The following is a 12,842-nucleotide window of genomic DNA, read 5'->3' on the forward strand; positions in this document are numbered from 1 at the left end:
CGGAAGCACGGTGCAGGGCGCACCGTGATGATCCGAAATATATATTATGATTGTAGTTGAAACATTATGTCATCCCTGGTTGAGAAATGACATAACTCAATTTAACTCTGTGGCTGAGGAATGATCTTAATATCCACCATGCCGATGCCTAATTTACGCGGGTCCTGGCCAATGATATTTCCCACATTGGACAGCTGCGGTTCCGGCGGTGAGATAATTAAATTATGGCTGCCACCGGGATTGGTGAAATGCAGGGTCGTCGTCGATACATCGTCCCCCAGGGTGATGTCCTGCTGTTGATCACCGACCCGCACCGGGATCGGCCGATGGGCATTCGGGCCAAAGGCGCGTGCGGTGATCACCACATCAAAACGGCCTGGTAACGGGTCAACATATTCAATGTTGACCTCAGGGGCCAGATTGGCGTTGGACCAGCGTCCCCACAGTTCCGGGCGCGAAATACCGGTAAAACTTTTTACGCTTAGCGGTGCACCGGGCACGTTGAGCATAAAGCTGTCGGCGCTGTAGCGGATAGCGTTGTCTTCGATACGAATTTGCTGCTCGTTGTGCTGATACTGCGCGTCGCTCAGCGTGGTTTGCGGGAAGGTGGCTTTGCCTTTCCACACCGGCTTATCGATACGGGTCACACTCGGCTGGCCCCCCATTTGTCCCATCGCGACACAAAGATCGCCGGACAGCGCCAGCTGTGGCTGCCACAGACGCGCCATCTTAAAGCAGCGGTCAACCCAGACAAACCTATCGGCAGCGGCAAAGTCCGCCAGTTGATAGCGCAGCGGGGCGGAATATTCGCCTTCTGGCAGTGGCTCCACGCGTTTATCACCGACACGGAAGAGAATGGGCAGCCTGAAGGTGGTTCCGGAGAAACTAAAGGTCCCTTTCTGCTGATCGATGGTGAAAGCATCAAGCTTGCTGGGGAAATTCCACAGCTGAATGATATCCGGTTTCCACGCCAGCACCTTCTGCGCCATGTTATCAAACTGGGCAGACAGTGAAGGGCTGCTGAGGCCACTACGACCCAGGCCAATGGCCTTATCGCCGCCGAGAATATCCAGCACGGTGGCACCGTTATCCAGCGTACTCCGTTTACCGTCGATCACTTTGGCTTCAGGCTGATCGCCACGAATCACCATAAACAGGTCATGACGAGGTTGCTTGATCAGATATTGATGGGCGGTGTTGTTCATAGCCAGGTGATCAGACGTCACCACAATGATGGTGTTCTTAAACCAGGGCGAGGCTTTGATGCGTGCAATCAGGCGTGCCACATGTTCCTGCGAACAGGCAACGGCGCTGAAAGACTGGTTAGGTTTACCGTCATAGCTATAACTTTTATGTTCACAGGTGCGGGAAATAAAACCATCCGGGTGGTGTGTATCAACCGTCAGGGTAAAAAGTGCGAAGCGTTTTTGCTGGCTTGACAGCTCCTCAAACTTTTTAAATACCTCATCCATCACGGTGTCATCGTAATAACCCCAGTTATTACGATAGTTGGGATCGCTAACGCGGTCTTTGAGCTCCTGCGCACCATACATATGGGCCGGGTCAAAACCATGTGATTTCAGGAAGGTGTCTTTACCGGCAAAGCGTAAATCCGCCCCCTGAATAAACCAGTTCTCATAACCTGAGTTTTTCAGGATATCGCCGAGGCAAACATTCTGCGGGAAGAAGCTGGAAAGCGCTGCCGAGGCATTATCCTGGAATGGCGCAAACAGCGGGATACCGCACTGTGAGCCGACCATCCCGGCAATGGTGTAATCGGTGCCAGGCAGTTGCTCAGTGTTACTGAAATCGAGGCTTTGATCTTTTTCCCGGCTCAGTTCAGGGGCCAACCCTGGAAAAGTTTGTTCATTGAAGTAAGTCCGTTCCAGACTTTCGCCATAGATGTAGACCAGGTTGAGCTTTGGCTCGGCAATAACTGACTTGGGTGTTTTGTAATAGGTCTCGAAGTCGGAATCCGCCTGGCGGTTATGGGAGACGATCAAATCTTTGACCTGACGAAATGCCGGGGTGGTTTGTACCGAACCCGCAGCGCAGGCGATAGCCAGCAGACTCCAGCCAAGATGATGCTGCTGTTTACGGCGGCGCAACAGCCAGGAGAGCAGGCAGAACAGCAAAAACAGCGCAATGATAAGCCCGATGCCAGGCACCACGTATTTGCTGATACCCGCACCAGTCAGGCTGTTGGTCAGGGTATAGAGTACGGCGTCATTGATGCCGTCACCGGTAAAATAGTTGCTGGCATACAGCGTGGTATTCAGCACGATAAACAGGGTAAGCAAAACCAAAATCAATACAAACCAGAACTTATTTCGCCCGGCTTTGTAGGAATAGACTGCGATTGCAGCCAAAAAAAGTACAACCGATATGAGTTCGGACAAGATTCAGATCCTCAGGCTAATTAAATACGCATTCCGTGCGTAACGACCCTCTGCGGGGGTTTTCGCGTCAATCTATATTGGCTGTCACATGGCTGCAACATGACCAGTCAGATTTGTGCGGCTGATTTGAATTTGTTTAAAGCGGGTTTAGGCGGGCTATGGTTTGGGCTGGCAGCATAGGGTTGCTGCCAGCAGGGGAGCGGGGATGAGGATCAGAGTTTGCCGGTCAGATACTGTGCTTCGCCATCGGCAAAACTCCAGTCACCTTTGTTATTCGTGATAAAGCTGATCATCAGGTCGTTACCCTGCACGCCACAGTTTTCCTGCAACTCGCGTGCTAACTCTGCCATGAACAGCGTTTTCTGTTCTTCACTTCTTGGGCTGGTGTACACCCGCACCATCACCAGGTTGTCACTGCGTTCAAAGCCGAGGCCAGTATCCTGGAACACCATCTGGTATCTTTTATTTTCGTGAACAATCTGATAACGATCGCGTGCCGGGACTTTAAACGCGGTTAAGACGGCGCGGTGAGCGGCATCCAGCAGTGTACGTAATTCTGATTCAGAACGGCCCTGAATAACATCGAACTGGAGAAGCGGCATGATTAAACCCTCGTTTTTGCTCACATGAAAAGAGTAGGATGTGGGGCTATGCTGCCGCGTGCCGCGGCAAAGAAAAAGCGCGCTGCCTGAAATGATTATTTATTATTTTGAACAATCATGATGAAAGAGATAAAAACCGACGCCCTTTGGGTGCATCTGCACTGGCTCACGGTGCTGGCCGAACTGGGAAGTTTTACCCGTGCGGCCGAACGCCTCGACGTGAGCAAGGCGGCGATGAGCCAAAAGATTAAAGAACTGGAAGAGATGGCAGGAGTGGCGCTGGTGTTGCGCACGACACGCAGCGTGCGCCTCACTTCTGCCGGGGAAAAGCTGGTGGAGGAGTTACGCGATCCCTTTGCGCGTATTGAGCAAAGTTTTTTCAGCGTGCGTGATGAAGCCGGTCCGGTGCGCGGGCTGGTGCGCGTTAGCGCCCCTGTGGCCTTTGCCCGCCAGCAGCTGGTGCCGATTATCGGCGATTTTTTGCGGGAATACCCGCAGGTGCGTTTACAGCTGGATGTGACTGATCGGCTGGTATCGCTCGGTAGCGAGGGGTTCGATCTGGCGATTCGCCATAGTCAGCAACTGCCGGAAACCCATGTCGCGTTGCCGCTGTGTGAAACCCATACCTTGCTGGTGGCGTCCCCTGCTTATCTGGCGGAGTACGGCACGCCAGCAACCCCACAGGCGTTGCCGCAGCATAACTGCCTGTATTACCCGCGCGGGCTGGAATCCCCCCAGTGGCGGTTTTGTCAGCGCAGCGATGCCAGTGAAACGGTGCAGGTCAGGATCCAGGGAAATTTTGCCACCAACAATAGCGAATCGATCCGCGATGCTGCTTTGCAGGGTTTGGGGATTGCCATGTTACCGGATTTTAGTGCCCGCGCGGCGCTGGCCGCCGGTACATTGCAGCAGGTGCTGCCGCAGTGGCAGTCGGTGGATGCGTTTGCCGATCGTTTGTGGGTGGTGCGCCCTTATGCGGCTCAGGTGCCACGGGCGGTCACCACCTTTATTCACTGGCTACGCGCGCACTTTGTTGATGGCTGAAGGGGACGTCAGCGTGACGGGCGCATGCGGTTGCATCAGCTCGCCCAACAGGCTGGTGCGATTGTAGTTACCCAGACGCAGATTAAAGTCGAGGTGCAGGCGTTCAAGACCGCTCAGTTTGATCACCGGCGGCGGGTTATGTGGACGCTGCTGAAAGAGTACCGACCGGGCAAAGGCGGCGCTATTCCATCCGCTCAGGCGCTGATAGAAATACGCATTGGCCTGGCCTTTGCGCAAATAGACATTTGCCCGGCGGTATTCACGCATCGCGGCCTGCTGGGCCAGGGAACATAATTGCTGCTCCGGCTCGGCAATTTTTTGTGTCAGCAGATAATAGTCATCACGTTTATTCAGCTCAGCGAAGAAACGTGGCCCGCCGAGATGTTTAATCGGTGCATACTGCTTTTGCCACTCGCGGATATAGGGATTATTGGCGGCGGCGGCAATAAACCAGTTTTCCATCACCGGTGACAGATAATTCATGGTTGAGACTTCACAATAGAAGCCAATCACATCCATGCGCTGTTCCTGATGCACACGATGTACCCAGCTGAGATCTTCAAACAGCAAGGTGCTGCAATCAATGCTGATACCGCCGTAGCGCAACAATAATTCCAGCCGAATCGCTTCGCTCTTTTGTTGCAGAGTTAATTCAGAGGAAGTAAAGACAAAATCCGGCAGCACTTCTTCAACGTTCCGACGATGTAACAGGTGCACCTGGTGATCAGGATTATCCTTACGGATTTTTTGAATATTTAACATCATCGATGCTGGCAAATATTCATCTTCCCAATACATCCAGACTATTTTGGGTATTTCCGGCAGATCTTTCTTACCGGAAGTTAACACCACATTATCCTCTTCGCTCGGATCGTATTCCGGTGCAGGTACGGCATTAAGCTGCTTTTTCTGCAGTAACATCAGGCTGGTAAAGGCAATTTTTTGCCAGTTTTGCCACAGCATACGGGCCGGTTGTAGGCGTTTAGTTGTCATGGTGCACCTGATTATTGTGATTATAGTGGTTGGGTTTCCCTGATGCTGGCGCCTGGAGCGCTCTTGTTTCCTCACGGCTGTGTGTAAAATACTACACTTGCTTAATAAAACATTCAGGCGTGTGAGGCTATCGTTTTTTTTCTTTTTCAGATAAACCGGAAAATGAATGAACCGCTGTTGATAAAATGAGTGTGAAATAGATCAATTAATGTGGATTGATTTAATTAAAAGTGGATTGAGATTCTTCCTAAGAAAATAGATTTTCCACCCGAAAGAATGCGAGGAAATTAAAAATTCCGTGTCAGGTGAGGTATCAACCCTGTGGTTTTTGTTACGGTCCTGGCCTTAAATAAACGGTCGATGATAAATGGCACTGCTCCAGTGACGGCTGCTGGCATGTTTTTCAGCCTGCCAGCCGCGCTTACGCAGTTCGCGGGCAATCAACTTATTCATAATGCCGTGGCCAACCAGCAACACGGTGCCGCTATCCGCCAGGGCGATAAGCTTGTCCGCCGCCTGGCAGGCGCGCAGACGGGCATGTTGCACCGATTCCACATGTCCGGCGTAGCCACACAACCACAGCAGGCGTAGCAGCGCCAGCCAGACGTTAAGCGGCAGATGTAATCGCTCGAACGGCAGCAGGGGGATGGCGACCTCGCTAAATACCGCATCCACCGCATGGGGCTGTAATCCCAGGCGCGCCAGTGACGAGCGTGCACGCGGCAGCGGGCTGGAAGCGATCACGTTGGCGAGGCTGGCAATCGCCTGGCTGCGCGGTGGCGGTGAATCGCAAATATCAGCCTGATCATAACCTTCGCACCAGTCGGCTAACGCGCGCGCCGTAAAGCGCCCACTCACCGGATGGTCGGGTTTGCCGTGTCGCATAAGGATGATGGTCATAACGCTCCTGAATGATTTTCTCCAGTGTAATGCAGATTCCGCAGGACCTGTCAGGTCGGCAGGATTTAAGACAAATTCGCATTTGTCATTAAACCTTAACTGAAATGTGCGACAAGAAGCGCGATGCAGGATCAGTCGCCACTTTGCTAATGATAAGCAGAAATCGTCAATTAAGTGCATTTTTGACGTTTTTTTGCTCTCGCGCATTGAATGTAATGTCATGAATTGACGCCATTTTTATCCTTAACCCCTGAGAGATAGTAAAGATAAATTAATTATTTTTACTAAGATCACTTGATTTATCTACGCGCGTAGATAGACTAATTACACAGTGATAGCTCACGGTGCCACGGAAAAAGTTGGCCTTGAGATGATGCAGTTACATTTGCCTTATTAATGCGATCGGTGAAAAAAACATCGGCAAAGCCTGGCGAATAAGAGAATTCCAACACCAGGGAATCCTTTACTGACCTTTCATCCAGGTTTGCCCACCAAACGTCGCCACCGGGGCGTTCCGCTTGTTGCAAGGGAACCTACCCAGGGAAGGGCGTTTGATTGATCTTCATCTATCAGGGAAATGGTTATGACGGTACATCACTCCGTTTCGCAACAACGCGCACTGTCTTCTTCTTCGGCTGCTGATGAGCGGCTGGCAACTTCTGCTGGCCGCAAAGATTTCTGGCGTGCCACCTTATCCTGCTGGCTGGGTACGGCGATGGAGTATGCGGATTTCGCACTCTATGGCCTTGCCGCCGGTATCATTTTTGGCGATGTGTTCTTCCCCGAAGCCAGCCCGACGATGGCGCTGCTCTCCAGTTTTGCCACCTGGTCGGTGGGTTTTATTGCCCGTCCGATTGGCGCACTGCTGTTTGGCTGGATTGGCGATCGCAAAGGACGCAAAGTAGTGATGATCACCACCATCATTCTGATGGGAGCCTCTACCACGCTGATCGGTTTTATCCCTTCTTACGCCAGCATTGGCCTGTGGGCACCAGCCTGCCTGGTGCTGCTGCGCTTTACCCAGGGGCTGGGAGCTGGGGCTGAACTCTCTGGCGGCACGGTGATGCTGGGCGAATATGCGCCGGTTGAACGCCGTGGATTGGTGTCATCGGTGATAGCGCTCGGTTCTAACAGCGGTACGCTGATCGCTTCGCTGGTATGGCTGGCGGTGGTGCAGATGGACCAGCAAAGCCTGCTCGCCTGGGGCTGGCGTATTCCTTTCCTCAGCAGCGTGCTGATTGCGCTGGTGGCACTGTGGCTGCGTCGTCATCTGCGCGAAACCCCGGTATTTGAACGCCAGCAAGCCGAGCTGAATGCTCAGCGTCATGCCCAGCTGGCAAGTCCGCTACCGGCAGACACGCGGAGTTTCTGGCAGCGCAGCCGTGCCTTCTGGACCATGGTCGGCCTGCGTATCGGCGAAAACGGTCCTTCTTATCTGGCACAGGGCTTTATCGTCGGCTATGTGGCGAAAGTGCTGATGGTGGATAAGTCGGTGCCCACCACTGCGGTGTTTATCGCCTCCCTGCTGGGTTTCCTGATCATTCCTTTTGCTGGCTGGCTCTCCGACCGCTTTGGTCGTCGTATCACCTATCGCGGTTTCTGTCTGCTGCTGATGTTCTACGCCTGGCCTGCTTTCCATCTGCTCGACAGCCGTGAACCGGCGGTGGTTATTCCGGTGATGGTGGTCGGTATGGCACTGGCATCACTCGGCATCTTTGGCGTACAGGCGGCCTGGGGGGTCGAGATGTTTGGCGTTAAACATCGTTACACCAAGATGGCGGTGGCGAAGGAGCTGGGGTCTATCCTTTCAGGAGGCACTGCGCCCCTGGTTGCGGCGGCGCTGCTGTCGTTTACCGGACACTGGTGGGCGATTGCGGTCTACTTCACGGCAATGGCGACCATCGGTTTTCTGACCACCTTTGTGGCACCGGAAACCCGCGGGCGTGACCTGAACCTGCCGGATGATGCGATCTGACAGCAGGTTAACGCATTGATGTATCGGGCATAAAATGAGGCAGGCTATTGGCTAAATCGTCATCCGGAAATATTACACGCAGCGATGTCGCTAAAGCCGCAGGCACGTCGGTCGCGGTGGTGAGTTATGTCATCAACAACGGGCCGCGTCCGGTGGCGGAAGCGACCCGTCAGCGGGTGCTGGAGGCGATTAAGCAAACCGGCTACCGCCCCAATGCTGTCGCGCGAGCGCTGGCATCGGGCAGCACCAAAACCTTCGGTTTAGTGGTGCCAAATATCGCCAACCCGTTTGTCGCGGCGATGGCCCATGCGTTGTTGCAGGAGTCGCTGAATCACGGTCATGTGATGCTGCTGGGCGATGCCGGTGATGATCGCCAGCGCGAGCTGGAGTTGATTCAGGGGCTGCTGAATCGTCAGGTTGATGGCCTGTTTTACAACAGCGTCGATCGCCATCCCTATATCGATTTAATCAAGGCCAGCGGTACACCGCTGGTCATGCTCGATCGTGTGGAACCGCAACCGGGCGTCAGCATGCTGCGGGTGAACGAACGCGAAGCGGCACGTCAGGTGACGATGCACCTGCTCAGCCACGGCTATCAGCAGGTGGGGATGATCAGTGGTCCGCTGGAGATGCTGAATACCCAGGATCGTATTCAGGGCTGGCGCGATGCGCTGACGGAGTACGGGGTGCAGGCTGATGATAGTTTGATTTTCCCCGCCGGTTATTCGCGGCAGGGCGGTTACGAGGCCGCGCAGCAGATGCTGAACAGGGGTCGCGTTCCGCGCGCCCTGTTTGCCAGCAACGAAGGGCAGGCGATTGGCTGCATTCGTGCGTTTTCTGAACATGGTCTGCGTGTGCCGCACGATGTCGCGCTGGTGTGTTTTAACGGTACCGAGCAGTCGGCATTTCATGTGCCAGCACTGACGACGGTACGCCAGCCGTTGCGCGAAATGGCGCAGCGTGCAATTGCCATGCTGAAAAACGGAGATGGCGAGGCGGAGCTGGCGGAGTTTCCTCACCATCTGGAGATCGGTGAGTCCTGTGGTTGCCAACTTAGCAGAAAAAAATAAATAACATCATGAAAAGACTGATTATTGATTGTGATCCGGGGAATGGTATTGCCGGTGCAAACACCGATGACGGCCTGGCGCTGGCCTTAGCACTGGCATCGCCTGCGGTATCGCTGGAGTTAATTACCACCGTCAGCGGCAATACGCCCTGTGCAGTGGGCGCGCAGGTGGCGAAGGACCTGCTGCAACGGCTGGGCGTCAATATCCCGGTGGTGCAGGGGGCAAAGCAGGCGCTGCGCGAAGACCCGGCTCCGTGGCGCGCCCGTCTTGACGGTGTCGAAGATAAGGCGCTGGCCGATCTGTGGCATGGGGTGCGTCAGCCACAGCTGCTCCCGGCAGATGGCAATGATGCTGCGGGGGTGATGGGGCAGCTGATTTGTGATAACCCCGGTGAGTTTACGCTGGTGGCTATCGGCCCGCTCACCAACGTGGCGCAGGCGCTGCAACGTTATCCACAGATGGCGGAAGCGGTGGCGGAGATTGTGATCATGGGTGGCGTGTTCGCGCTGGATGACTACATCAAAGACACCAACTTTGGCCTCGATCCGGAAGCCGCGCATCAGGTACTGCACAGCGGGGCGACGGTGACGCTGGTGCCGATGGATGTCACCACGCAGACATTGATGACGCATCAGGATCTCAACCGCCTGACGCTTAACGATCACCCGCTTACCCAGTTTGTGCGCGAAACCCTGCGACCCTGGATAGATTACTCGATTCGCACGCGCCATTTGCCCGGCTGCTGGATCCATGATGCGCTGGTGGTGGCCTGGCTGCTGAATCAGCGTGTTGCCGACGGCATGGATTATCATGTCGATGTGGAGTTACGCCCAGGGGCGACACGCGGCAAAAGCTGGCGGTATCGCACGCCGCTGCGTCTGGATGTGGGTATCCCGCAAAATGCCGGTGCGCTAGTGCATGTCTTGCACAGCGTGGATAACCCGCTGCTGCTGGATATTCTCGAACAGGCATTCAATGGTCTGAAATAATCAACAACACACGGTCATCCTGTGGCAATGACCGTGTGACATGCTTGCTTACAGCCAGAAGCACTCGCTGACAATTCCCCGCCACAGCCCCCCTTTCTGACATGCTATATACAAATAGTTAACATAATAATAACCGATGCAATCATTCGCACGGTAACGTTCACAAGAATGTCCGGCCAACGATCCGGACGCTGTCAGACAGGATACCCCCCTATGTTTAACTGGACTGCAACGCAGCGAAATGTGGCTTTTGCCAGCTTCGCCAGCTGGACGCTGGACGCGTTCGACTTTTTTATCCTGGTGTTTGTACTCAGCGATCTGGCTCAGTATTTCCACACCAGCGTGTCAGATGTCTCTATCGCGATTATGCTCACCCTGGCGGTGCGACCGATTGGGGCGCTGGTGTTTGGGCGTCTCGCGGAAAAATATGGCCGTCGGCCTATTCTGATGCTCAACATCGTGCTGTTTTCACTGTTTGAGTTGCTGTCGGCCTGGTCACCCAACTTCGCGGCCTTCCTGACGTTTCGCGTGATTTACGGTGTGGCGATGGGGGGGATCTGGGGAGTTGCCTCGTCGCTGGCGATGGAAACCATCCCGGACCGTTCGCGCGGTTTGATGTCCGGTATCTTCCAGGCCGGTTATCCGTGCGGTTATCTGCTGGCGTCGATTATCTTTGGTCTGTTCTTCGAGAGCGTGGGTTGGCGCGGGATGTTTATGATTGGCGCACTGCCGATCCTGCTGCTGCCGTTTATCTATTTTAAAGTGCCGGAATCACCGGTCTGGCTGGCGGCGCGTCAGCGCAAAGAGAGCACGGCATTGCTGCCGATTATTCGCCAGCACTGGAAAATCTGTATCTACATGGTGTTGCTGATGGCCTGCTTTAACTTCTTCAGCCATGGTACCCAGGATCTCTATCCCACCTTCCTGAAAGTGCAGCATCAGTTTGATCCGCATACCGTAAGTATTATCGCCATCAGTTACAACATCGCTGCGATGCTGGGCGGTATCTTCTTTGGATCGTTGTCGGAACGCATTGGGCGCAAAAAAGCCATTATGCTGGCGTCATTTCTGGCATTGCCGGTGCTGCCGCTGTGGGCCTTTTCCAGTGGTACGTGGATGATTGGGATTGGCGCGTTTCTGATGCAGTTTATGGTGCAGGGCGCGTGGGGTGTGGTTCCGACCTACCTGACTGAGCTGGTGCCCGCCAACGCCCGTGCCGTGTTGCCAGGGTTTGTCTATCAGCTGGGTAACCTGATTGCCTCGGTCAACGCGACGTTGCAGTCACGGATTGCCGAGGCCCATGGCGGCAACTATGGCTTAGGGATGGCAATTGTTGCCGGGACGGTGGCGGTGCTGATCTGCGTGTTTGTCGCCTTTGGGCGTGAAACGCGCGGCATTCAAATCTCCGGTGCCGTGGCGCGCGAATCGCGTTAGCGCGACTCGCACACATCAATCCATTTTGCCGCAGTGAGATCGGCCATACGCTGCGGTGAAATGCGCACTGCACTATGAATCGATCCTGCTGCGGGCAACACTTCCTCAAAGCCGCGCAGTGACACATCGCAATACACGGTTAGCGGGTTTTCCAGCCCGAACGGGCAGACGCCGCCAACCGGATGGCCGGTCCAGTTCACCACTTCATCGACGCTCAGCATGCGTGCTTTGGCACCCAGTGCGGCTTTCAGTTTGCGGTTGTCGAGGCGCGCATCACCGCGCGTGACGATCAGCACCACGTTATCTTTCACCTTTAACGACAGGGTCTTGGCGATCTGCCCCGGTTCCACCCCGTGGACGCGGGCGGCCAGTTCAACGGTGGCGGTGCTTTCTGGCATCTCGATGATGTCTACATCCGGTGCGTGTTCGGCAAAGAAGTGCCGTACCGATTCCAGGCTCATTTTTTTCTCCGGCAAAAACGAAGCCTAAAAGCTGCCATAAGCCTTTTCTGCTGTAAACGGGAGAAAGGGAGAATCTGTAACAGAATGCGCAGGCTTTACACCGCTTTTAACGTGCAGTTACCACAGCGCTCAACATCGGGAATACGATAGCGCTGGCAGCAGCTCTTGCGTTCCATCTCGCCGTTACGCGGGATCATGGTGCGGTACAGCGGATTGTCGCTGCCATCCAGCAGGGACTGGCTGAAAAACCATGCCTGCTCCAGCTGTGACGCCAGCCCGGCAGGCAGCCGCGTTTTCAGTTCGCTGAGGAACCACCAGAAGGAGAAACCCATGTTGTTCCAGATAAGCCTGGCGTTGATGTCACCGTGCTGCGTCATGCCGTTCACTGCCGGGATCAACAGCTGCTGAATCAGGCGGTCAATGCGTTGTTGCGGATTCAGGTAGCGTGCGTCTTCATCTTCCTGCACATCAATCCAGAAGGCACAGGGATGGCCGTTTTCATGGAACTCAACGTGGATCAGATGGGGCGCGCAGTTCAGCGCCCGCGGCTCCAGCAGCAGCGCCAGCATCAGCGGGGGCAGCAACAGGCCAAAATACCATTGCGCCCACAGCGACTGGAGCGGTTTGGCTTCCTGCTCCACATCGGGATGATTACGGTAGAGATGATCGCTGTAGCGTTGTGTCAGGCGGCGGTAATGCGGGGTGGCAGACCATTCGGCCAGCGTCAGCGTACCTGCCGGAGCGGGCTGGCCGAGTTTGATGGTTTCCAGCATATAGCTGCGCTGCTCACGCATCAGATCTTCCAGTGCGCTCGCAAGCCTGCGGTCGCTCTGCATAAAGATCAACGGATGTTCGCTGAAGCGATGATCCTGACGAGTGATAATGGCCATGCCGATCCTGAATGAAAACGGTAAGCGAAAAACAAATGATAATCGTTCACGCTTAACCTAACAAGACTGTCGGCGGAAGGATTCA

11 protein-coding genes are annotated in these 12,842 nt (G+C 54.6%); 5 read left to right on the forward strand and 6 right to left on the reverse strand.

What is annotated here, in order from left to right; all coding sequences use genetic code 11:
• Positions 1–101: 101 nt before the first annotated feature.
• On the reverse strand, positions 102–2,399 hold the full coding sequence (opgB, locus tag AC6I8X_RS03200) for a phosphatidylglycerol--membrane-oligosaccharide glycerophosphotransferase (RefSeq protein WP_497840562.1): 2,298 nt from the start codon (positions 2,397–2,399) through the stop codon (positions 102–104).
• 212 nt (positions 2,400–2,611) lie between these two features.
• A complete protein-coding gene (locus tag AC6I8X_RS03205; RefSeq protein WP_084872422.1) occupies positions 2,612–3,001 on the reverse strand; it encodes a tautomerase family protein in 390 nt (129 codons plus the stop codon).
• 120 nt (positions 3,002–3,121) lie between these two features.
• Between AC6I8X_RS03205 and AC6I8X_RS03210 the strand changes: the two genes are divergently transcribed.
• A complete protein-coding gene (locus AC6I8X_RS03210) occupies positions 3,122–4,045 on the forward strand; it encodes a LysR family transcriptional regulator (protein ID WP_313683380.1) in 924 nt (307 codons plus the stop codon).
• Here AC6I8X_RS03210 and AC6I8X_RS03215 read toward each other — a convergent pair.
• Entirely contained in the window at positions 4,019–5,038 is a 1,020-nt protein-coding gene (locus AC6I8X_RS03215; RefSeq protein WP_313683374.1) for a glycosyltransferase family 32 protein, read from the reverse strand. The genes AC6I8X_RS03210 and AC6I8X_RS03215 overlap by 27 nt on opposite strands.
• Positions 5,039–5,383: 345 nt before the next feature.
• A complete protein-coding gene (locus tag AC6I8X_RS03220; RefSeq protein WP_313683375.1) occupies positions 5,384–5,938 on the reverse strand; it encodes a histidine phosphatase family protein in 555 nt (184 codons plus the stop codon).
• Between the two features lie 583 nt (positions 5,939–6,521).
• Between AC6I8X_RS03220 and AC6I8X_RS03225 the strand changes: the two genes are divergently transcribed.
• The 4 genes from AC6I8X_RS03225 to AC6I8X_RS03240 all read left to right on the forward strand — a co-directional run bounded on the left by AC6I8X_RS03225 (position 6,522) and on the right by AC6I8X_RS03240 (position 11,406).
• Positions 6,522–7,913: an MFS transporter gene (locus tag AC6I8X_RS03225; protein ID WP_313683376.1), complete on the forward strand. Its 1,392-nt coding sequence runs from the start codon at positions 6,522–6,524 to the stop codon at positions 7,911–7,913.
• Positions 7,914–7,960: 47 nt separating this feature from the next.
• Positions 7,961–8,983 carry a LacI family DNA-binding transcriptional regulator gene (locus tag AC6I8X_RS03230; protein ID WP_313683377.1) on the forward strand — a complete coding sequence of 341 codons (1,023 nt, stop codon included), beginning with the start codon at positions 7,961–7,963 and terminating at the stop codon, positions 8,981–8,983.
• Positions 8,984–8,991: 8 nt separating this feature from the next.
• Complete coding sequence (locus tag AC6I8X_RS03235) at positions 8,992–9,972, forward strand: nucleoside hydrolase (RefSeq protein WP_497840563.1); 981 nt, start codon at positions 8,992–8,994, stop codon at positions 9,970–9,972.
• Positions 9,973–10,140: 168 nt separating this feature from the next.
• Complete coding sequence (locus AC6I8X_RS03240) at positions 10,141–11,406, forward strand: MFS transporter (protein WP_497840564.1); 1,266 nt, start codon at positions 10,141–10,143, stop codon at positions 11,404–11,406.
• Here AC6I8X_RS03240 and AC6I8X_RS03245 read toward each other — a convergent pair.
• Entirely contained in the window at positions 11,403–11,867 is a 465-nt protein-coding gene (locus AC6I8X_RS03245; RefSeq protein WP_084872445.1) for a YbaK/EbsC family protein, read from the reverse strand. The genes AC6I8X_RS03240 and AC6I8X_RS03245 overlap by 4 nt on opposite strands.
• 95 nt (positions 11,868–11,962) lie before the next feature.
• Positions 11,963–12,757, reverse strand: coding sequence for a siderophore-iron reductase FhuF (fhuF, locus tag AC6I8X_RS03250; protein ID WP_313683379.1), 795 nt, complete (start codon positions 12,755–12,757; stop codon positions 11,963–11,965).
• Positions 12,758–12,842 lie beyond the last annotated feature (85 nt).

The organism is Pantoea sp. X-Soil-TKNS-1280, assembly GCF_059730475.1.

Excerpts from the sequence above, each read along its gene's own strand:
- AC6I8X_RS03205 (WP_084872422.1), bottom strand. The coding sequence starts at position 3,001 with ATGCCGCTTCTCCAGTTCGATGTTATTCAGGGCCGTTCTGAATCAGAA.
- AC6I8X_RS03210 (WP_313683380.1), top strand. The coding sequence starts at position 3,122 with ATGAAAGAGATAAAAACCGACGCCCTTTGGGTGCATCTGCACTGGCTC.
- AC6I8X_RS03215 (WP_313683374.1), bottom strand. The coding sequence starts at position 5,038 with ATGACAACTAAACGCCTACAACCGGCCCGTATGCTGTGGCAAAACTGG.
- AC6I8X_RS03220 (WP_313683375.1), bottom strand. The coding sequence starts at position 5,938 with ATGACCATCATCCTTATGCGACACGGCAAACCCGACCATCCGGTGAGT.
- AC6I8X_RS03225 (WP_313683376.1), top strand. The coding sequence starts at position 6,522 with ATGACGGTACATCACTCCGTTTCGCAACAACGCGCACTGTCTTCTTCT.
- AC6I8X_RS03235 (WP_497840563.1), top strand. The coding sequence starts at position 8,992 with ATGAAAAGACTGATTATTGATTGTGATCCGGGGAATGGTATTGCCGGT.
- AC6I8X_RS03240 (WP_497840564.1), top strand. The coding sequence starts at position 10,141 with ATGTCCGGCCAACGATCCGGACGCTGTCAGACAGGATACCCCCCTATG.
- AC6I8X_RS03245 (WP_084872445.1), bottom strand. The coding sequence starts at position 11,867 with ATGAGCCTGGAATCGGTACGGCACTTCTTTGCCGAACACGCACCGGAT.
- fhuF (WP_313683379.1), bottom strand. The coding sequence starts at position 12,757 with ATGGCCATTATCACTCGTCAGGATCATCGCTTCAGCGAACATCCGTTG.